The organism is Colwellia sp. MB3u-55 (assembly GCF_014076785.1).
Lineage (GTDB): Bacteria > Pseudomonadota > Gammaproteobacteria > Enterobacterales > Alteromonadaceae > Colwellia_A.
This window is the reverse complement of record NZ_JACGUS010000058.1, coordinates 1-20,911: the sequence shown is the minus strand read 5'-3', so window position 1 is coordinate 20,911 and position 20,911 is coordinate 1. Positions and strand designations below refer to the sequence as shown.

Below are 20,911 nucleotides of genomic sequence, written 5' to 3'. Positions count from 1 at the left end.
TAAAGGTACTTGTTGCCTCGAAAGAAAAGCGGTAATCATCAAGTGTTATTGGCTAGATATTCGTAAACAACATGCACATAACCTAAACAATCTAAGTATAGATAATTAAGGTTGAATGACTATATATGGCTAGCTGCGGTAGGTTTTGTGTTGATACTAACTTATTCCGTTTTGCGCACAAAACGACCAAAAATACTCCCATGATTTACTGTTGCTAACTTCCGCAAAGTGGCCAGCCTGTGTAAAAACTCATTGTTGTTTGTATAAATTTTAAAATACGTTTTACAGCTTAGTTTGTTTATTTTGGATGAGAGTCGAATTTAAAATAAAAAGATAAGGTTAGAGCCTTATATCTTGGCCTTTATGGCGTTCATTAACCCTTCAATACCCATTATGTTTAACATTCGCTTGAAATTATGAGCCAGAACATGGAGATTCATTTCGGTTCGAACGTTTTAAATCGACGAGTGAGTAAATGCGTCATTCCCATCCAACACTTAATCGTACCGAACGGATGCTCGACACTCTATTTTCTAATTAGCATCAAGTCTTGCCGTTTTTTCATTAACTTATCCATATTGTCTATTCTGTCTTGATGCTCCCATCGAGTTATCTTTCTTGGTGTTGCACTTTTGGTACATTGTGGCTGCAAGCTACACTGTCGGCAATCTTTGACTCTAGCTCGATAATGCATCAAATATAAATCAAGATCTTTTGTCATGGTTTTACCTGGCATTCACTGACTGTTGTTGGGACAAATATAAACGTCTTTTTCTTTATCATAGGTAAATTTAGAACGATTAAAGATGCCTTTTTTATCGCTACCTGAGGTATCTCCCTTTGGTACAAGTGTTGTCATACCGGCATCTTGTGTGTCTTTGATATCTTAGCCGCTGAAGTAACCCTTATCTGCGATAACGGTTAGGTCTTTTCTTTTTAGCGTGTGTTGAGCTAAAACCGCTGTAGGACAGAGTTGGCCTGGGTCAGTGGTATTGGTCACTTCATGTGCAACGATGAGATGATGCTTGGCATCAACAGCACTTTGAATGTTGTAGCTGACCACTCTCGTTATACCTTGAGTTTTCATCAACCTTGAATCAGGATCAGTGGTTGATATTTGTTTTTCTGGGTGGTCTTTGACTTCTTTTTCTAGTATTTTTAATTCAGCGAGTTTTTGTTTTAAATTCCTAATAGTTTCTTGCGTAGCCTTTATTTTTTGGTGGCTATGCTGCTCTTAATCAGGTCTGTCTAGTTTTTCTAAATAGTTACTAATATGTTTTTCAACTCGCTCAATATGAAAGCCCATTTTCTTTGGGGTGTAATTGTTATCTTTGTTGTTGCTCGCTTTAAATTTACTGCCATCAATAGCAATCTCGCCTTCATCAAACATATGAAGTTGTCTACATAGCTGAACGAATGTACGGCAAACATGCTTAATTCCCTTAGCATTATTTTTCCTAAAGTCAGCAATGGTTTTAAAATCTGGAGCAAGTCGTTCAAGTAACTACATGAGTTCAATATTTCTATTCGCTTCAACTTCTAATCTTTTAGAGGATTGGACTCGATTAAGATAACCATAGAGATAGAGTTTTAACATGACAGCAGGGTGATACTTAGGACGGCCAGTAGACTTAATGATCATGCCCGCGAAACCTAACGCTGCTAAATCCAATGCCTCAATAAACACATCAATAACTCTGACAGTATTTTCAGCAATAACAAAGTCATTGAGAGATTCTGGAAAGAGTGTAGATTGGGAGCGGTTAACACCTTTAATAAAGCCTGATATGACACTTACCAACAAGAATTAAAATACTGATAATTATAGTAAAAGTGTGTGTTTTGTGGGTAAGGTTAAGACCGATTGATCATAACTAATAGGTGGTTATACGAATAAGTGATCAAAAGGTTTTCACACAGTCTGTGGCAGACTGTGAATATAATAAAAATTATTCAATCTCATTTAGTATCTGAAAATCTAATTAGTCATGTCTATTCATACTACCAACTAATTCGGGTAATTAAACTGGCTAGCTAAACTAGATACGAGCAGATAAAAGCGTTTTCGTTTTTATTATTTTTAGTGAGTAGATAGATTAAAAATGCTTCTCAGAGGATGTAAGATTTTTCATCCTCTGAGAAGCATTTAGGTAGATTTTTATCGGATGAAACGTAAGAATTTAAGTTTCCATTTTGAATAAGGTGCGAAGCGTACCGGGATATCTTTAATAAAAGGGCGTTTAAGTACTGACTTTAGATGACTAAAATTATCAAAGCCGGCTTTACCACTATATTGGCCAATACCGCTAGGACCAATGCCACCAAAAGGTAAGTCAGGTACTGCATTAAACATGATGACATCATTAATACATTGACTCCCCGAACTTATTTCATCTACCCATTGTGCTAATTGCTCGTTGTTACGGCTAAAGATATAAGCAGAAAGTGGTTTTTCTCTTTGTTTGATAAATGATTTTGCTTGATCAAAATCTTCAATAGTGACGATAGGTAAAATGGCGCCAAAAATTTCTTCTGTCATTAAAGGACTATCCAAAGCGGGATTAATGATAATAGTTGGCGCTATATAGCAGCTTTCAATATCGCTTTCACCGCCAACCATAATTTTACCATCGTTAAAATAAGCGGCTATACGCTGACAATGGCGCTGGTTAATTATACGGCCATAGCTATCGCTATTTTTTGGGTTTTCACCAAACATAGCGGTTATTTGAGCTTTCAACGCTAGTGTTAATGGCTCAACTAGGTTTTCTTTTACTAATAGATAATCAGGTGCTATACAGGTTTGCCCTGCATTCATCCACTTGCCCCAAGCAATACGCTGTGCTGTTATTGTTAAATCTGCACTTTCATCGACGTAAACAGGACTTTTGCCGCCAAGTTCTAATGTCACCGGCGTTAAGTGCTTTGCGGCTGCGGCCATGACAATACGAGCGACTTGACCATTGCCAGTATACATAATGTGATCAAAGTTTAAGGTAAGTAATGCGGTTGTTTCTGCAACACCGCCTTCAACCACACTAACGGCGTTATTATCTAAATACTTAGGAATAAGTTGGCCAATAAGTTCAGAAATAGCAGGAGCAAGCTCCGAAGGCTTGATGATGGCACAATTACCGGCAGCAATAACGGCAATTAAAGGGGCCAATACTAATTGTAAAGGATAATTCCATGCGCCAATAATTAATACAGTGCCTTGTGGCTCGGGTGTAATAAATGATTTCCCCGGTTGTACCACTATGGGTGTGCTAACGCGAGTTGGTTTAGCCCATTTATTGAGGTGTTTGCACGTGTGGTCAACATCACTGGTTATGTATGATATTTCAGTGATCCAAGCTTCTAGAGTCGGTTTTGCAAGGTCATCTTGTAAAGCCTGTAAAATAGCTTTTTCGTTTTCAATAACAAGTTTTTTTATTGCTTGTAGTTGCTGTTTACGCCATGAAATATCTCGAGTGACATTAGTATCAAAATACTGACTGTGTTTTGTGAGTAATGCTTGGTAGGGCATAATTAAACCTTATTGTTGTTATTGAGTCTTATAGTTTTATTGGTACGACCAGATATAAAAACAAATTTACAACAATCACAACTGATCTACAAAACAATCAGAAAATTATCTGTTAAGCGGTAAGTGCTAAACTTTTTAAGTTCATCGCATAACCAATGACTCGGCTAACGATAGCTTGAATGTTATCGGTATCTAATTGCTCAACAGGTACATTGATATTACGGTATTCTATTTGCGTAAAGACCGTCGCAATAATATCAGCATCGATATGTGGGTCATGAGCATTAAAAAATTCGCATAGCTTGATAATGGGTTTTAACGAGGCCGCACGGTGTATCTCAGCTAAAGGGGCTAATTTACGGTTTACGCGTACTTCGGTAAAGAGTAATTGTTGAACAGCGAGCTCTTCGGGTGAGTCGATTATTCTTTTTACTAAGTATTGGGTCGCCATTGTGGCAAGTTTATTACGTAAATTTTCTTTTTCACTTATTTTACGTAGACTTGTTTTATTTACATTGGCGAGTAGTTCAACGGCAGGCTGCCAAGCTAAGCTTGTTTTTGAGGTGATTTGTGAAGAACACAGGGTAAATGCTTGATGAACTAACTCTTGTATATCTTTAAAATAATAGGTGGTAAGAGAGAGTTGGATATTCGCATGACTAGCGATGGCTCGATGAGTCGTGCCTTTTATTCCATTTTTTGCTAATACTTCAATGGCAGATTGTAATATCAGTAAACGTGTTTGTTCACCTTTGCTCCGTCTTTTTACCGTGGGGGTTTCCTTAGTCGAAAACATATTATTTTGTCATATAATTATAGTTAACATGAAGTTAACTTATTTTTGATGCTATTTCAATCTAGGCAAGAAAATTATCAGCATTTATTTGTTACAAAAAGTAATAGGTGAGCACTAGAGTTATAAAGCTTGTGAATAAATTAACGATAAAAAAAATGAGTCCAACACGGTTGTTGGACTCATTTATGATAAGGATACTGCTTTAAAAATATTGATACCTACATCCTTGTAGGCGATTTCGATGGTGTGTTGATAAATTAATGACTAGCGGACTGAGCTCTTAATTCGTCAGAGTCAAAGTCATCTACATTGATAGCGACTTTTCTGCCCAATTCAGCCTTGCATAACAACTCAGCTTCTACAGCATTAATGGCATTTACGGCTAAGCCTTTTTTAGCAACTTCATCGAGGGCATAAAAAGGGAGATCTTCACCAATAGCCTGACAAACTTTCTTAAATATTGGCTCACAAGCAATAATGTCATCTAGTGTTTGCTCAAGTTGACCTAAAACATTTTCTGGATCTCGGCTTAAATATTGACCTTGTCCTAAGCGCTCTCGAGCTTTACCAGGTGTTTGTAATATCTGTGCCACTTTATGGTCGGTAATATCAGAAGGTTTTTTCAACCATTTGCCCACAGGAAAGATCATCGCTCTTAGGAACAGTGCCACTATCTTATTAGGAAAGTTGCTGATCAATGCGTCAATAGCTTGCTGTGTTTCATACAAGCTATCTTCAAGTGCCCATTGTACAAGGGGTAGGTCATCTTGCTGACGGCCTTCGTCGTTATAACGCTTTAAGGTTGCCGAAGACAAATACAAATGGCTAAGTACATCACCTAAACGCGCCGAAATTCTCTCTTTGCGCTTCAAATCGCCACCCAGTGTCAGCATCGATATGTCTGATAGCATAGCTAAGTTACTACTAAAACGAGTAAGCAATTGATAATAACGAGAGGTTTCATCTCGAAAAGGTACTTTTAAAATTCTTGCGCCCGTTAATGAAAACCAAAGGCTGCGGACAACATTGCTAATGGCAAAGCCAATATGGCCAAACAAGGCGTGATCGAATTCTTTTAATGCAATAACATCATCAGTTTGGTTTGCTGCGGCTAATTCCGCTAAAACGTATGGATGACAACGAATAGCTCCCTGTCCGTAAATAATTAAACTACGTGTTAGAATATTTGCGCCTTCAACGGTTATTGCAATCGGAGCACCTTGATAGGCACGAGCAAGGTAGTTACCTTCGCCCATACAAATACCTTTACCGCCGTGAATGTCCATTGCATCGTTAACACAAACACGCATCTTCTCAGTTAAATGATATTTTATAATGGCTGAAATTACCGAAGGTTTCTCGCCTAAATCGATAGCCCCTGTAGACATGGTTGTTACCGCATCCATTAAATAAGCATTGCCACCAATGCGAGCAAGGGGTTCTTCAATACCTTCCATTTTACCGATAGGGATCTTGAACTGACGACGAATTCTACTGTAAGCACCTGTAGCAAGTGCAAGTGACTTTATACCACCAGCACTATTAGAAGGGAGTGTAATAGCACGCCCAACAGACAAACACTCCATAAGCATACGCCAGCCTTGACCTGCCATTTCTGCGCCGCCAATAATATAGTCAAGCGGTACAAAGACACCATTACCTTGTGTTGGACCATTTTGAAAAGGAACATTAAGCGGGAAATGACGACGGCCAGTGATAACACCCTCTAAGTCTGTAGGGATCAATGCACAGGTAATGCCTAAATCAACCGTTTCACCTAGTAAGTGATCAGGGTCTTTTAGTTTAAAAGCTAAGCCCAGTACTGTGGCAATGGGCGCTAGCGTAATGTAACGTTTGTCCCAAGTTAATCTCATACCAAGCACTTCTTTACCTTCAAACTCACCGTGACAAATAATGCCTTCATCGGGGATCGCACCAGCATCTGAACCGGCTTCCGGACTGGTCAATGCAAAGCAGGGAATTTCATCACCAACCGCTAAACGAGGAAGGTAATGGTCTTGCTGCTCTTTTGTGCCGTAAAGTTGTAATAACTCACCTGGGCCTAAAGAATTAGGAACTCCAACGGTGCTTGCTAGTACGGCACTCACCCCTGATAATTTTTGTAAAACTCGTGACTGTGCATAGGCACAAAACTCTAAGCCGCCGTATTTCTTTTTGATAATCATTGCAAAGAATTTATTATCTTTCAAAAACTGCCAAACTTCTGGTGATAAATCAGCATCGACATGAGTCGTTTGCCAATCATTGGTCATCTTACAAACTTCTTCTACGGGACCATTTAAAAAACTTTGCTCTTCAACACTTAAGCGGGGTGTTTCATAGTTATGCAGTTTTTTCCAATCAGGATTACCACGAAATAGCTCTGCTTCAAACCATGTAGTACCAGCGTCGATAGCCTCTTGCTCAGTTCTCGACATTTGCGGCATGATAGATCTGAACACTTTTAGTAAAGGGTGAGTAATATACTGCTTTCTAAAGTCAGATATATTCAAGGGCAATGCAATGATTGCAAATATTATCCAACTGAAAAATGACAGTGCATCAAAGATAGTACCTACCGCCATTAATGCGGCAAAACTTAAGGTGAAAGTTGAAAGCGCAGCACGAGTGTATGCCATTAAGCCGGTTAAAATAACGGCATAAATGAACCATGTAAATTGTTCCATTAATTTTCCTTTTTAAAAATAAAAACCTAAAGATAAAAATAAAGAGGTCTGACCATGTATTTAGCTTAAATCTATGTACAATAAATTACAAATATATTTATCGTTGTAATCTTATTTATAGGATAATAACGTTAATTATCTATTCGGAAATTAATTTATGTGTGAATTACTGGCAATGAGTGCGAACGTCCCCACTGACATTTGCTTTAGCTTTAGTGGTTTAATGCAGCGTGGTGGTAATACTGGGCCGCATAAGGATGGTTGGGGCATTACTTTTTATGAGGGTAAAGGCTGTCGAAGTTTTAAAGACCCTTTACCAAGTTCACAATCACCGATTGCCGAGTTAGTCACCAATTATCCAATAAAAAGTGAAGCGGTTATTTGTCATATTCGACAAGCAAACTCTGGCGGTATTTCTTTGGAGAATACTCATCCTTTTACCCGTCAAATGTGGGGAAGAAATTGGACTTATGCACATAATGGACAATTGAAGAATGTCCAGGTTGAGCTGCCTGTTAAATTACACATTCCTGTTGGGGCTACCGACAGCGAACACGCGTTCTGTTGGATCTTAGACAAACTTCATTTTAAGTTTGCGGATAAAGAACCAGCAGCAACGGTGTTGTTTAAATTTATTGCCGAGTTGAGTGTCAAAATAAATTCGTTGGGTGTTTTTAATGTCAACATCACCAATGGTCAGTATTTATTTGCTTACTGTGCAAATAACCTACATTGGATAACACGTAGAGCGCCATTTGGTAAAGCTAGCTTGATTGATGCTGAAGTAGTCATTAATTTCACTGAAGAAACCACTGAAAGTGATGTAGTTACGGTTATTGCCACTCAGCCATTAACGGATAATGAAACTTGGCACAAAATGACAAAAGGGCAGTGGCACTTATTTTGTCTGGGTGAGTCTATTGCTTCAGGGCAAGAAGTGTTGAAGATTGAACATTAATGTTCTTCAAGTGAAGTCAATTGTGCATCAAACTGTTCAACGTCAGATTTTATTTGTTGTATTTTAACCAGCAAGTAATTTAACTCTGGGGCGAACCAAGCGTAGGTGATTTTTTTCTTTTCAATGACTTCTCTTTTTAATCTAACTGCTTTTATCATACCAAAAGGCAGCATTAATTCATCTTCACCATCATACTGGTAAACGTAATTTTTAACTTTACCTGAATGATTCATCACCGGATACACAAAAAGTTTTTGCTCTGGATTTTTAATTAAATTTAAACGATTCTGCAAGTGATAGCTGAGTGAGTCTTGAATATTGACAGGAAAATCAATATTAAGCTCTGTCTTGTCTTTGAGGTTTTTCGCAATATTATTCTCAATATTGAACTGCCAAGCATATTCCTTATCAGGTCCGGTGCCGTACCTTTGAAAATTATATTGCTGAGGTGTCACCTTATGGTGATCGAGTTTAACGAGTGATACTTCTTGACGGTTATCTGAAAATATTAACCATTCAATATCTGTTTTATAACTATATTTAGCTTGTTCAGGTGTCAAGTATTCTAACGTTCTTGTCGCACTACCTAAAATATCAGCAGAACGTATCAAATTATATTTAGCAGTGAAAGGCTGAATAACATGTTGCTCTGCTTGAGCGGTTTTTGCTTCATTGGCGAAAACTAAACTACTCTGTGAGGCTAATACTAGAGCAATACAACATAATTTATTCAGCATTTAATTACCTATCATTTAATATTTTATTTATTCACTCGCATAGCCAGAAGCAGGGAGCGCTTTACCTTCAAAAAGTACTGTATCATTGTGCATAGAAATGCGCTGATTACAACACCATTTTACCACTAAGGGGTAAATTCTATGTTCCTGATCGTGAACTCTAAGCGCAAGTTCTTCAGCGGTATCACCGGCAAAAATAGGTACTTTCGCTTGTAATATAACTGGGCCACCATCAAGTTCTTCTGTAACATAATGTACACTAACACCATGGTCAGTATCACCGGCATCAATCGCCCGTTGATGGGTATGTAGACCTTGATACTTAGGTAATAAAGAGGGATGAATGTTGATTAACTTACCTTGGTAGTGTTGCACAAACTCAGGTGTTAATATTCTCATAAAACCAGCTAGAACAACGACATCAGCTTGGTATAAATCAATTTGCTTGATTAACGCTTGGTCGTAAATTTCTCTACTGCTAAAATCTTTATGAGAAAGTACGCAATGGGCTATGCCAGCGTTTTTAGCGCGAGTTAAGCCAAATACATCGGCTTTATTTGAAATAACCCCAACCACTTTTCCTGGATAATCTGCAGCTTTACAGGCGTCTATAATCGCCTGTAAATTAGTGCCACCACCAGAGATTAGCACAACAATATTGCTGGTTAAATTATTGTCTTGCATGTTACTTGATGGCATAGAATTAACCTTTATTAATCACAACTTGTTCAGCGCCTGCTTGCATATCAGCGATTTCACCAATGTGCCATGCATTCTCACCATGAGCCGATAAAATTTCAATACTTTTTGCAAGGTCAGCAGCAGGAACAACAATGATCATCCCAACACCACAGTTGAAGGTACGGTACATTTCGTGGGTAGTAATGTTGCCATTATCTTGCAACCAGTTAAAGATCGCTGGCCACTCCCAGCTGTTACCGTCAATAATGGCTTGAGCGCTTTCGGGTAATACACGAGGAATATTTTCCCAAAAACCACCACCTGTGATATGTGATAAGGCATGGATGTCAACTTGCTTATGTAATTCTAAAACAGATTTAACATAAATTTTAGTCGGCTCAATTAAATGATCACCGATTGACTTACCATTTAATAATTCGTTGGTATCAGTCTTATTAACTTCTAATACTTTACGAATTAATGAAAAGCCGTTTGAATGCGCGCCAGAAGAAGCTAAAGCAATTAATTGGTCGCCTGATGCTACTTTTGTACCGTCAATTAAACGTGATTTTTCAGCGATACCGACACAAAAACCAGCGATGTCGTAATCACCCTTATGATACATACCTGGCATTTCAGCGGTTTCACCGCCAACTAAAGCACAGTTTGACAATACACAACCATCAGCAATACCAGCAACAACTGCCGAAGCAACATCAACATCAAGTTTGTCTGTCGCGTAATAATCTAAAAAGAACAAAGGTTCAGCGCCCTGAACGATTAAATCATTGACACACATAGCCACTAAATCAATACCCACGGTATCGTGCTTGTTTAAATCAATTGCTAAGCGTAGTTTTGTACCTACGCCATCTGTTCCCGCAACCATTACAGGTTCTTTGTAACCGGTTGGTAATTGGCATACTGAGCCAAAACCACCTAAGCCACTCATCACTTCAGGACGAGTTGTACGTTTTACTGCACCTTTAATGTTTTCTACTAGGGCGTTACCTGCATCTATATCAACGCCAGCATCTTTATAGCTTAGAGACTGTTTTTGTTCGCTCACGGGGGAAACCTCAATTAATTAGCATAAGAACTTTAATGGCGCATTCTACCAGCGCAATGGCGTGGTGAAAATCTTTATAATAAATTATTTTTTATTAGTGTTTAAAATGATTAACACTATGATAAGATCTTATACATAAAAATAATCAACTTAAAAAATATGCTTAGATATCTTATTGTATTAGTTGTTGTTTTAAGTAATTTCTTTGCTCCAATAACCGCTTTGGCTGTTGAAGTTAAAAACTTATACGACGCTAAGGTTATCGTTAACTCACAAACCGACTCAGAGCGAAAGCTAGCCCTGCAACAAGCAATGAGCGCGGTCGTGCTAAAAGTGGGGGGACAACAAGCGCTGTTGTCCAACTCGACCATCAAAAGTGGCCTTAGAAATGTCAGTGGCTATGTTGTAAAATACCGTTATCAACGTAATGCTGAGCAGACTGAACTTTTAGTTACTTTTGACGAAAGCAAAATTAATCAGTTGTTTGAATATGCCAACGCCCCTATTTGGGGAAGTTTACGACCACAAATTTTATTGTGGCTCGTTGAAGAGAATGGTTTACGCCGCACGACTATTTCTAATGCAAGCCACTCGTCTTTTTTCAATAATGCAACGCCACAAGTGAGTTACAATTTACCTAATAGTGTCGAACAGTTTTCAGCGTTAAGGGGCTTACCTATTTTAATGCCGTTAATGGACTTAACCGATGTAAATACCATCTCAACTTTTGATGTTTGGGGACGCTTTGCCAAACAAGTACAAATGGCATCACTGCGCTACAACCCAGAATCTATAATAATAATTCGTTTATCAAACAGTAGTTTATTACCTCAACACGAAAGTGATGAACAGGTTGATGACTGCTTTTTATGCCAAAAAGAACGTCAACAATACGCACTAGACTGGAGTTTTATCGCTGATGCCCAAGGCTACAATCGCGATACAATCACCGGACAAATCTTTGGTGAAATCAGCTACGGTGACGATCCTGACCAGTTATTAAAAACTGCGCTTTCTCTTATTAGTGATATAATTTATCAAAAATATGCTTTAAATAGTGATATTGATAACAATTATATTATTGACGTTGCCAATATATCATCACTAAAAAGCTTTATTGAATTAGAGCGATTTCTTGAACAATTATCATCAGTTAAATCGGTGAAATTACTCAGCGCTTCGGGGGGGAATCGCCGTTTTGAATTGGTTTTAAAGAGTTCAGGACAAGCCTTTCTCGCTTCATTAAAGCTGAATAAGCAATTAGACCTTTTTGTTGACCCACTTGCCGAAAAAGTGCTCGGTGCTGTCCCTGTTTTTTATTGGAAACCTTAGTGAAAGTCACTTCTCAATTAACCTTGTCAGTTCAATTACCCGATGATGAAACGTTTTCAAGTTTCCAAAGTATTGCTAATTATTCGGCAACTGAGCAGTTAAAGTCGTTTATTAAAGCCAGTCAACATTCGGTAGAGTCTGCGCACGTCAATAGTTTTTACTTATTCGGCTTGTCAGGTGTTGGTAAATCACATTTGCTTCATGCCAGTTGTACTTTTGCTGAGAAATTAGGTCTATCATCCGTTTGTTTATCTTTTTCTGAATTAAAACAGTTGTCGGTTGAAGTACTTGATGGTTTAGAAAATATTGATTTGATTTGCTTAGATGATGTGCAATTAATTGCTGGAGACAAGCTTTGGCAACAAGCGGTCTTTGATTTATTTAACCGTGTTATTGAGCATAATAAACGCTTGATTATTACTGGAGATCAAAGTGTTTCACAACTGAAGCTTGGCTTAGCTGATTTAGTTTCTCGATTATCTTGGGGAATGACAGAGCAAATCAAACCCCTAGATGATGAAGAAAAGTTAATCGCGTTAAAATTTAGAGCGCAACAACGAGGTTTATTATTAAGTGATGAAGTGGCTAAATATTTACTGAGTCACTTATCACGTGAAATGAGTCACTTGATCTTAGCTTTAGCCGAGCTTGACGAAGCATCAATAAGAGAACAACGCAAAATCACCATACCATTTATTAAAGCTATTTTATTTTAAAGGGCTGGGCTTTTCATAAAATTCATACTGAACAAAGCGTCTATCTTTGCGTTGAGCAGAAACGTTTTGCAGCCCTGATTGTTCTTTATTAATTGGGCTTATATTTAAATTGTTAGCCCAACTTTCACCCGCGTTCATCATTATTGGACTTGGTAAATTATTCACTAAGTTTTCAATGTCACTTACTTCCGGCAATATATGGCTTACGGCATATAATACCCGAGGTTTAATCTTTTCATCGCCAATACGGCCGCGCTGTCCCCAATTAACGATATACTTTTCATTCGCAATTTTAGGAGCGTTAGTTATAGCGACATCTCGACTAATATCAAAGCGAGTTTTCATCATAAAACCATCAAAAAGCATAGCGTAATCTTCGCGAATACTTGAGTAATTATAAAACTGAGGCGCAGCCTCGCCACTAAAAAATGTTTTAATATCGCTGGGTTGATAAGCGTTTTGTGTTTTTGATGCGTCAACCCCCTGAAAACGTACCTGAGCTAAGGCGTACATTTCCTCACCCAGTAAGGGAAGGGTGTTGTTTAGCTGATCCGATTTAAAGCCACTATTATCTGCTATTTGTTGTGCGGCTGATAATATTGTTTGCTCTGGGTTTAAAGCTGACCAACTAGTGCTTGGGAAAATATCGTTGGCATGGGCAAGTTCGTGGTACATCAAAGACGTTAAACTGTATAAAACATCGCTAGGTTGTCGAGTAACCCGGTCATTTTCAGATATAAAAGTAGTGGTGTAATTATTATTTTTTACATAACGCCAAGGCATGGCAAAATTAAGATCACCACCAAAGGACGCTCTATAGTCAGGTGCTTGATTTATGGTATCTCGCTCATCAGGGGTCATCCAAAAATAATTAGCATCCAAGTGAATAGCGCCACTGACCACCCAGTAGTATGAGGGTCTGATGTCATAAGAAATGACGATGGCAGTATTTGCTCTTAGTAAATTTTTGAAATCATTGTAGGGGTCATAATTTTCAAGGAATTCTCGAAATCTTTCTCCCATCCAATAATGAGAAACGATCACTCGGTCCATTATGTCATCAACCGTTGGTGTGGTTGTATCATGTGCAATTAATGGTAAGGTATTAAATGCACATGTTCGCGCAAAGTTAATTTTATTACTATAAACACAATCGACGAGTACATCGGCATAAGATGAGCTTGCAACAAAGGGAAATACCCGAGCCAAACGCTCAGTATAAGCAGTATTATCTGATGTCGAGACAGGTTCAGCATTTTCAACAAGTACCGCTACTTTGTCAGAATAGCTTCCTGAGGATACGGTGAATTCTACTACAGTATCCCTCGTAACTTCCGGCGCATTAAAGAATACTGCATAATCACCCTGGGTATTTTCAGCCGTAAAATTGACCTCTGGACCGGCAGTTTGTTGCCAAACTAAACTATCGCTTAAAAGTTTACTTGTTAACGAAGCACGCAATGACACTTTACTACCTTCTAGTGCAGCATGACCCAGACGCGCAGATATCTCTCCTTGTTCATTGGTTACACTAATAGAGTGGCTAAGGGATTCTCTGCTACCATCTTCTTGTGTAAATGAAACATTAAAACTATATGTGCCTACGGTGTTAGGTGTGAAAGCGATAACCTTACTGGTGTAGGCTAAGAAGACAACGGGTTCGCCAGCCGTCTGCGTCCAAATAATCTCAGTCACCTTACTAGAGGGGGCGAGTAAAACTAATTCGACCGCCTGAGCAATTTTTACTTCATCGTCGACGGTGAAAATTTTAGTGACCTCACCATTATCGTTACAAGCAAATAAAATAGGTATTAGCAGTAATATACGCAGAATGTTTTTCATTTTCAGCCCTTAACTATAATGGTGGTCACGTTATAAAAGTTTTATTGAAGCGTTACGCTTTATCTTTAGCTTTTCTAATACTCAAGCCTAGCTCTTGACCTCTATATTTCGCGTAATAACTGCCACCAATAAACATCATTGTTGCAAATATAAGCTCTAAAGATGCCCAAACTACATCTGCTGGAGATACCCATAGCGTGGTTAAACTGTGTAGGAAATAAATCATAACGACAAAGCTCGACCAAGCATAGGTATAAGGATTACCAGCCAGCAAACCTTTTAGAGGAAATAACAGTGGCACAGTGAATAAGCATAAGCTTAATATGGGCGACAAACCTTGTGAAGGGTTTAAATAGAGTAGCCAAAGCGGCATAAAAAATAATAAAGAAAAATAGCCAATTAAGGTTATTTTTTTAAATGTTGATGTTGAGAATCTTTGTGTCTTAGTCATGAAAGGTATCCTGTTGGTTAGCAAATTTTTCACTAATTTGTTGAATTAAATTTTAAATTGAAATTAAAAGAGTGTTAGAACGTTTTCAGGAGGTCGACCAATGATGGCTTTCGTTTGCGTAGTAACAATCGGTCGCTCAATAAGTTTTGGGGTGTTAACCATAGCTTCAATGAGTTGCTTGTCAGTTGCTTGAGCTAATGCTTGTGTTTTAAATTCACTTTCTTTAGTACGCATCATTTGAATAGGGGAAGCATTTAAACGTGATAAAAGTGACTGGATAGTGCTTTCATCTAGTGGTTTTTTTAAATATTCTACAATACAAACCTTTTGGTTGTTTTCTTCAATCAACGCTAAGGTTTGCCGGCTTTTAGAGCAGCGAGGGTTGTGATAAATCGTTAACATGGTTAGATCTCAATGGGTGCTAAAATCAAATGATTTTACGGGTTAATCAATAAAATAGGCCGTCATAGCACCTATTATAAACGTTTCTGTAATATGGATTACAGTCTTTTAAGTTTTTGTTCTTGATCTTGAAATTGCAATATTCGTGCTTTGATACGTTTTTCAACTAACGGTTGATTATCTGTAAAATTGTAGCCTGTTTGTAATTCATCGACCGCACGAGCGTATGCCCCTAAAAGTGCAAAAATTTCGCCTTTTGTCGCATGCATAAGTGCTTTTTTATCTTGTTTTTCATAGACAGTCGTTAATATATCATAAGCGATAAAATTACCGGGTTTAACTAATAGGTAGTCCTGTAATAGTACTTCAGCTTCTGAATAATGACTGCTTTCAACAAGAGCGTTGGCAAAGTTTAAGGTAACAACTTGATTATTTGGCATCAATAAATTAAGGGCACTGAGCATAGTAAGCGCTTTATTTAATTCTTTTGTTTTAATATAAACATCGGTTAGTGCATCTGCATAGAATAGATTGTTTTTATCTTCTCTGAGCAATCTCTCAAGTATTTTTTTAGCCGCTTGATAATCTTTATTTTCAAATAATGATAAGGCTAAGCCATAGTTGACCGCGGCTCTATAAGTGTAGTCTTGTTTCTTTATACTATCTTCAAAAGTTGCAATATTTTCCAGAGCCGTTGATTCGTAACGTGCTTGAATACGCGCTTTTGCGAGCGCAAAGTTTAAACTAGGAGCTAAAGGACGACTCTCTAAACCATGAGCACGTACACGCGCTTCGGCAATGCGAGATTCAGGTACTGGATGAGTTAATAGCATTGCTGGTGGCTTTGAAGTATAACGATATTTTACTGCCATCTTTCCAAAAAAATCGGGGGCACCTTGCGGATCAAAACCGCTTTGTGCTAGCAGGGCAATGCCAACACGGTCGGCTTCTTGCTCATTGCCACGGGTAAAATTAATACTTGATTGCTTTGACGCAGCCATTGCTGTGGTTAATGCAGCCATACCAACAGATGGATTAACTAATGCCAGTAATATCCCTGAAATCATTGCTGCAGTGGCTAGTGGTTGATTTCTAGTTTGAGACTCAAGCCTACGGGCTAAGTGGCGTTGGGTTACATGAGATATTTCATGACTGATTACCGAGGCTAATTCGCTCTCTGTATCAGCGAGGGTAATTAAGCCACTATGAATGCCAACATGCCCACCAAAAAAAGCAAAGGCATTGATTTCTTTATTTCTAATGATAAAAAATTCAAAGCTGTAATTAACATCTTGGGCATTCTTGACTAAACGGTTGCCTAAGTCGTTAATATATTCAATTAAAACAGGGTCATTGACCAACGGCTGAGAAGCGCGAATATGACGCATCATCGCGTTACCTATCTGACGTTCTTTATCAACAGATAGAACGCTAAATCCAGCAGTGCCAATTTCTGGAAGTTTATTTTTATTATTTTCCTGGGAAAAGCCGTACGGGCTAGCAACTAATGTTGTTAATGCACAGGTAAATAATAATGATTTTATTTTAAGCTTATGTTTATAAGGCAAATTAATTATTCCGTATTTAGATCCGGTATATCAAGTAAATCAGCGATAGTGAAGTTTGGTTTTCCTCTATATAACTCTTTACAAAAATCTGCAATCGAATAACCCACTACATCAACTATTTCAAATGATTGACTCAGTTGAGCTATTAGCTCCTGTACACGTTTATGTGAGTACTTGATTAACGCTAAATCTGCTGGATCACCACTTTTAAAAGTAAAAACGATAAACGAAATTAAACTACTGATCCTAAACAGCATTTGCATATTTTCGGGTGACCATTGCACAAATGGACATAAGGCATTTTTTGATAATGGTGTGTAGAGTCGTTCACCTTTGACTATCGGATAACAGTGAAGTTCATAATTTTGTTCATCATAGCAATGACGTAAGGCTATTTTTGGCTTTTGGGTAACCTTAACATTGCCATGGTTATTAGCAGTCGCCTCTAAAAATGCATAGTTCCAATTACTTTTCTCAAATAATTGTTTATAGGCACTATCAAAACCATGCGTTAAGATCCCGTCCATATCACTAATAGAAGAGGCCGCCATATGATAGATAGCAGGTACATCACCCCAATTAAGTTTCTTTTTATAGGCAGTAATTTCTTTTAAACTAGCTGTTATCGGTAACTCTTTCATTTCACCTCAGTACTTATTTGCCATCAAATCAAAATAAATAATACAATAACATTGTAATCAATTGTCGCAAATTAGATAATCAAACAAAAGGTTTGTTTACTGTTATTGGTGACAATTATTGTTATCTGATGATTTTTTAAGTGGTATGTAGTGATGATCTATGAATATGACGCCAGTGCAGAAAAATGTCCTGTGCCATTAGTACAATTGCGATTATTGTTAAAAAAAATGTCGCATGCTGATTTTTGTTTACTGAGAATATCTGACCAAGGCTCTATTAAGGATATTCCTAAACTATTAATGATACAAGGTTACTACTATAAAGAGTCTTGGCTTGAAAAAAACACCCTTGAACTTTTTATTAGTAAAGCCCCTCAACCCCTTTCATCCAACAGGTAAGTTATATAAATGTTTTCATTATTTTCTCAATGGTATAAGCGTAAGTTTTCTGATCCAAATGCAGTAACTTTATTGGTTATTCTTTTGTGTGCTTTTCTTTTTGTCTTTTTATTTAATAATTTACTTATGCCGGTCTTTGTTGCTATTGCAATTGCTTTTTTATTAGATTTACCTGTCTATCGTCTAGTTCGTATTGGCTTATCAAGAACACTTGCCGTGAGTATCGTTGTAGCGGCGTTTATCGGTATTTCTTTAGTCGGTATTCTTGGGTTAATGCCTGTTATTTGGCAACAAAGTAGTAATTTATTACAAGAAGTACCGCAAATGGTGTCTCATGGACAAACCTATTTGTTGACACTTCCTGAGTTGTATCCTGATTTAATTGATGCCAAACAAATAGAAACATTAATTTCTGCCGTCAATGATAAGTTAATTGAATGGGGACAAGTTGCCTTAAAAGCTTCTCTTAATTCTATTTCTGATATTGTTGCTTTGATGATTTACTTAATTCTAGTGCCGTTAATGGTGTTCTTCTTTCTAAAAGATAAAAAAGTATTAATTTCAAATTTTACCTCATTTCTTCCTAAAGAACGTTTAATGGCGACGAAAGTAGGCGATGAGATGTATCAACAAATTATGAATTATATTCGTGGTAAGGTAATTGAAATCCTTATTGTTGGTGCTGCATCGACCATAGCCTTTATCGTCCTCGGCCTAAATTATGCGGTATTACTTGGTGTTTTAGTGGGGTTGTCGGTACTTGTGCCATATGTAGGCGCTACCATTGTCACTTTTCCTGTTTTGTTGGTGGCTTTATTTCAATTTGGCACCGGTAGCGAATTCGGTTATGTAATGATAGCTTATGGTATTATTCAAGCTATTGATGGCAATATTATTGTGCCATTATTATTTTCAGAGGCGGTAAATCTCCATCCAGTAACGATTATTGTTGCTGTTATTTTATTTGGCGGCATGTGGGGTTTCTGGGGAATATTCTTTGCTATTCCCCTAGCAACCTTAGTTAAGGCCGTTTTAAATGCTTGGCCATCAAATAGTGACTTTCCTGAACAGGGTACCGCTTAAAGAGGTGCTCTAAGGTAAACTTTACCCTGAATCTTTTTGATACTGCTCGATAATTTTTTCAATGGTCGTGATACTAAACATAACTTTATTGATAAAAGATTCAGCACTTTGAATTAAGTTAAAATTAGGATGTTGTGACCAAATAGTCTGTAGTTTATCGTCAAGAATGATAGCCACTTTTTCTGATTCATTGCGAATGTGATTATTACTTTTGATACTTTCACCTGATTTTGCTGCACTTTCAAAAAAAATGACCGCATCGTAACGTGCCAACTCATCAGCAAGCGTGGTATCCATCGCTTGGAAAAACTCATCATCATTGCCTGGCCAATAGGCTAGGCCGTCTAAAGAGCCTCGGTCACATAAAATGATGCTGTGCTTAAAGTCGCTCACTGAATATCTTCTAAATGTTTTGCAAATTAAAAATAGCAGTTTGTTGTGTTTTTAGTACATGATTATTATTTGAACGAGCAATGCCGCCATTGAAAATCATCGTTGCTGCTTCGGGGACGGTCGCTATTTTTCCTGAAAATTCACGGCGAATAAGATCAACAGCTGTGGTTTTACCGCCGCCAGGGCCGCCAGTAAGTACGATACGTTTTTTTACATCAGTAATATTCATCAGCATTTATTATAAGGATATTTTCATTACTGTAGCTTGCGTTAAATTAAGCTTCAAGCTTAATTGTAAATATCGCCAAATAACTCTACTTGGGTCAAGTAAATACGTAAATCTAGCTCTATTTGGTGATAATCTGCTTGCATATGCCGACAAAGCATATAGAAATTTTTGTTATGCTCTTTTTCTTTCAAATGGGCAAGTTCGTGAACAACGATCATTTGCAAAAATGTTTCTGGCGTTTTTTTAAATAAAGTGCCAATGCGTATTTCATTTTTACTTTTCAGCTTACTGCCTTGCACCCTTGATACATAAGTGTGCAGGCCTAATGCGTTATTAATAACATGAATTTTATCGTCGTACTTTATCTGGCTTAATGGTTCAGACTTCTTTAAGTACTGATTTTTAATATCCATTACATAGCTGCGCAGGGCTTTATCGTTATATATTTGATGGGTAACAGGGTATTTTGCCAATAAATAGGCAGATAACTTCTTGGCCGTTATCATTGCTTGTACTTTATGTTGAATATCTAGAGAATAGGTTGAAAGGTATTTTAAAGGAGCAGGCATTATAGCATTCTATTTATGCGGCTAGCCTAAAAAAAATAAGCTAACCGTTACGGTTAATTTTTAGTCGTTAGGGTTAAAACGTCTAAAACAACTTCATGGTGGTTTTTTGTCTTGAATTTATTAAATACGTGGCTAATTTTGCCATCTAAGCCAATTAAAAAACTTAAACGATGGATGCCGTCGTATTCTTTTCCCATGTATGACTACCCTTGGAAATGGATTATGATAAAAAACATGACTTTCTATGAAAAAAATAACTTTAACAAGTGGTTAGTGGAGTAATTTACTTTTAATGATTTATTATAGCATTTATCAAACTTTTTTAGAAATATCATGATAATTTAGTTTGATTACCACGTTTTTATGATAAATATCCTGAAATATTAGAGCTGAACTACCATGACCTAGTATATATTTCAGCTTACATTAGCAAAGGCTGCATACTCTATTGCCCCAAGTTATTCAGATGAGGGGACTAATTTTGTTGTTCCACTGGATAATTACATCAATTGTGCCACCCAATTACATCAGAACTGCCAGTCATTCTCATCCAACACTGCCTCCTAATGACATATACTTTGACCACTGAATAAAATTAGGTTTACCACTGACCACTCTGTGGCATGAGTTAGCCTTAGAGAAATACGTCAATCGGTTTAATTTTGGCTTCAAGATTTATCCAATGCTAACGACTTCTTGGTGCGCTACAATGTCATTAACTTAAGGTTAATTTATGTATTTACAATAAGTTAGCTAATTGCTAACCTGTCTATGAATTAAAAACATAGAGAAATTACCAATGAGCTGTTCACCATTTAATTCAAATAGTACA

General features: G+C 37.5%; 20 protein-coding genes and 1 pseudogene. 5 read left to right on the top strand and 16 right to left on the bottom strand.

Translation table 11 applies throughout. The features are described from left to right. Positions 1-347 precede the first annotated feature (347 nt). The 4 genes and pseudogenes from H4J66_RS01570 to fadE form a co-directional block, all read right to left on the bottom strand. A pseudogene (locus H4J66_RS01570) lies at positions 348-1,789 on the bottom strand (IS1182 family transposase). Between the two features lie 369 nt (positions 1,790-2,158). Next, entirely contained in the window at positions 2,159-3,526 is a 1,368-nt protein-coding gene (locus tag H4J66_RS01565; protein WP_182169660.1) for an aldehyde dehydrogenase family protein, read from the bottom strand. Between the two features lie 112 nt (positions 3,527-3,638). Further along, a complete protein-coding gene (locus tag H4J66_RS01560; RefSeq protein WP_182169657.1) occupies positions 3,639-4,322 on the bottom strand; it encodes a TetR/AcrR family transcriptional regulator in 684 nt (227 codons plus the stop codon). A gap of 257 nt (positions 4,323-4,579) precedes the next feature. Beyond that, on the bottom strand, positions 4,580-7,009 hold the full coding sequence (gene fadE, locus H4J66_RS01555) for an acyl-CoA dehydrogenase FadE (RefSeq protein WP_182169654.1): 2,430 nt from the start codon (positions 7,007-7,009) through the stop codon (positions 4,580-4,582). Positions 7,010-7,166: 157 nt separating this feature from the next. Between fadE and H4J66_RS01550 the strand changes: the two genes are divergently transcribed. After that, positions 7,167-7,967 (top strand): class II glutamine amidotransferase, encoded by an 801-nt coding sequence (locus H4J66_RS01550; RefSeq protein ID WP_182169651.1) that lies wholly within the window; start codon positions 7,167-7,169, stop codon positions 7,965-7,967. On the opposite strand, the gene H4J66_RS01545 is transcribed toward H4J66_RS01550, so the two are convergent. Genes H4J66_RS01545 through purM form a run of 3 tightly spaced genes read right to left on the bottom strand, consistent with a single transcriptional unit; the run spans position 7,964 to position 10,454 of the window. Next, the gene (locus tag H4J66_RS01545) at positions 7,964-8,704 is read right to left on the bottom strand and encodes a DUF3108 domain-containing protein (protein ID WP_182169648.1); all 741 of its coding nucleotides are present in this window, start codon (positions 8,702-8,704) and stop codon (positions 7,964-7,966) included. The two genes, H4J66_RS01550 and H4J66_RS01545, sit on opposite strands and share 4 nt — an antisense overlap. Before the next feature lie 27 nt (positions 8,705-8,731). Next, on the bottom strand, positions 8,732-9,403 hold the full coding sequence (gene purN / locus H4J66_RS01540; protein ID WP_259368606.1) for a phosphoribosylglycinamide formyltransferase: 672 nt from the start codon (positions 9,401-9,403) through the stop codon (positions 8,732-8,734). A 4-nt stretch (positions 9,404-9,407) separates the two neighbouring features. Next, positions 9,408-10,454 carry a phosphoribosylformylglycinamidine cyclo-ligase gene (purM, locus tag H4J66_RS01535; RefSeq protein ID WP_070373894.1) on the bottom strand — a complete coding sequence of 349 codons (1,047 nt, stop codon included), beginning with the start codon at positions 10,452-10,454 and terminating at the stop codon, positions 9,408-9,410. A 159-nt stretch (positions 10,455-10,613) separates the two neighbouring features. Here purM and H4J66_RS01530 point away from each other — a divergent pair, with 159 nt between their 5' ends. Next, on the top strand, positions 10,614-11,786 hold the full coding sequence (locus tag H4J66_RS01530; RefSeq protein WP_182169645.1) for a DUF2066 domain-containing protein: 1,173 nt from the start codon (positions 10,614-10,616) through the stop codon (positions 11,784-11,786). Then, positions 11,786-12,502 carry a DnaA regulatory inactivator Hda gene (gene hda, locus H4J66_RS01525; RefSeq protein WP_182169642.1) on the top strand — a complete coding sequence of 239 codons (717 nt, stop codon included), beginning with the start codon at positions 11,786-11,788 and terminating at the stop codon, positions 12,500-12,502. Before H4J66_RS01530 ends, hda begins: the two co-directional genes overlap by 1 nt. Here the strand turns inward: hda and H4J66_RS01520 are convergent. From H4J66_RS01520 to H4J66_RS01500, 5 genes are all read right to left on the bottom strand, one after another. Beyond that, positions 12,494-14,344 carry a hypothetical protein gene (locus tag H4J66_RS01520; RefSeq protein ID WP_182169639.1) on the bottom strand — a complete coding sequence of 617 codons (1,851 nt, stop codon included), beginning with the start codon at positions 14,342-14,344 and terminating at the stop codon, positions 12,494-12,496. The genes hda and H4J66_RS01520 overlap by 9 nt on opposite strands. A gap of 52 nt (positions 14,345-14,396) precedes the next feature. Further along, the gene (locus H4J66_RS01515) at positions 14,397-14,795 is read right to left on the bottom strand and encodes a DUF2069 domain-containing protein (protein WP_182169636.1); all 399 of its coding nucleotides are present in this window, start codon (positions 14,793-14,795) and stop codon (positions 14,397-14,399) included. Positions 14,796-14,858: 63 nt separating this feature from the next. After that, positions 14,859-15,197, bottom strand: a complete 339-nt coding sequence (gene arsC, locus H4J66_RS01510) for an arsenate reductase (glutaredoxin) (RefSeq protein WP_182169633.1) — start codon at positions 15,195-15,197, stop codon at positions 14,859-14,861. Positions 15,198-15,295: 98 nt separating this feature from the next. Then, positions 15,296-16,765 (bottom strand): M48 family metalloprotease, encoded by a 1,470-nt coding sequence (locus H4J66_RS01505; protein ID WP_259368605.1) that lies wholly within the window; start codon positions 16,763-16,765, stop codon positions 15,296-15,298. A 5-nt stretch (positions 16,766-16,770) separates the two neighbouring features. Next, a complete protein-coding gene (locus tag H4J66_RS01500; RefSeq protein ID WP_182169630.1) occupies positions 16,771-17,406 on the bottom strand; it encodes a hypothetical protein in 636 nt (211 codons plus the stop codon). Between the two features lie 153 nt (positions 17,407-17,559). Here H4J66_RS01500 and H4J66_RS01495 point away from each other — a divergent pair, with 153 nt between their 5' ends. Then, positions 17,560-17,805 (top strand): sulfurtransferase TusA family protein, encoded by a 246-nt coding sequence (locus tag H4J66_RS01495; protein ID WP_182169627.1) that lies wholly within the window; start codon positions 17,560-17,562, stop codon positions 17,803-17,805. Positions 17,806-17,814: 9 nt separating this feature from the next. Then, positions 17,815-18,888, top strand: a complete 1,074-nt coding sequence (locus H4J66_RS01490) for an AI-2E family transporter (RefSeq protein WP_182169624.1) — start codon at positions 17,815-17,817, stop codon at positions 18,886-18,888. A 21-nt stretch (positions 18,889-18,909) separates the two neighbouring features. On the opposite strand, the gene H4J66_RS01485 is transcribed toward H4J66_RS01490, so the two are convergent. Genes H4J66_RS01485 through H4J66_RS01475 form a run of 4 tightly spaced genes read right to left on the bottom strand, consistent with a single transcriptional unit; the run spans position 18,910 to position 20,276 of the window. Then, positions 18,910-19,281, bottom strand: coding sequence for an AAA family ATPase (locus H4J66_RS01485; protein WP_310650612.1), 372 nt, complete (start codon positions 19,279-19,281; stop codon positions 18,910-18,912). 10 nt (positions 19,282-19,291) lie between these two features. Next, positions 19,292-19,510 carry an AAA family ATPase gene (locus H4J66_RS20085; protein ID WP_259369032.1) on the bottom strand — a complete coding sequence of 73 codons (219 nt, stop codon included), beginning with the start codon at positions 19,508-19,510 and terminating at the stop codon, positions 19,292-19,294. A 59-nt stretch (positions 19,511-19,569) separates the two neighbouring features. Next, complete coding sequence (locus H4J66_RS01480; RefSeq protein ID WP_182169622.1) at positions 19,570-20,079, bottom strand: YgjP-like metallopeptidase domain-containing protein; 510 nt, start codon at positions 20,077-20,079, stop codon at positions 19,570-19,572. Between the two features lie 53 nt (positions 20,080-20,132). Next, positions 20,133-20,276, bottom strand: a complete 144-nt coding sequence (locus H4J66_RS01475) for a hypothetical protein (protein ID WP_409049350.1) — start codon at positions 20,274-20,276, stop codon at positions 20,133-20,135. Between the last annotated feature and the right edge of the window lie 635 nt (positions 20,277-20,911).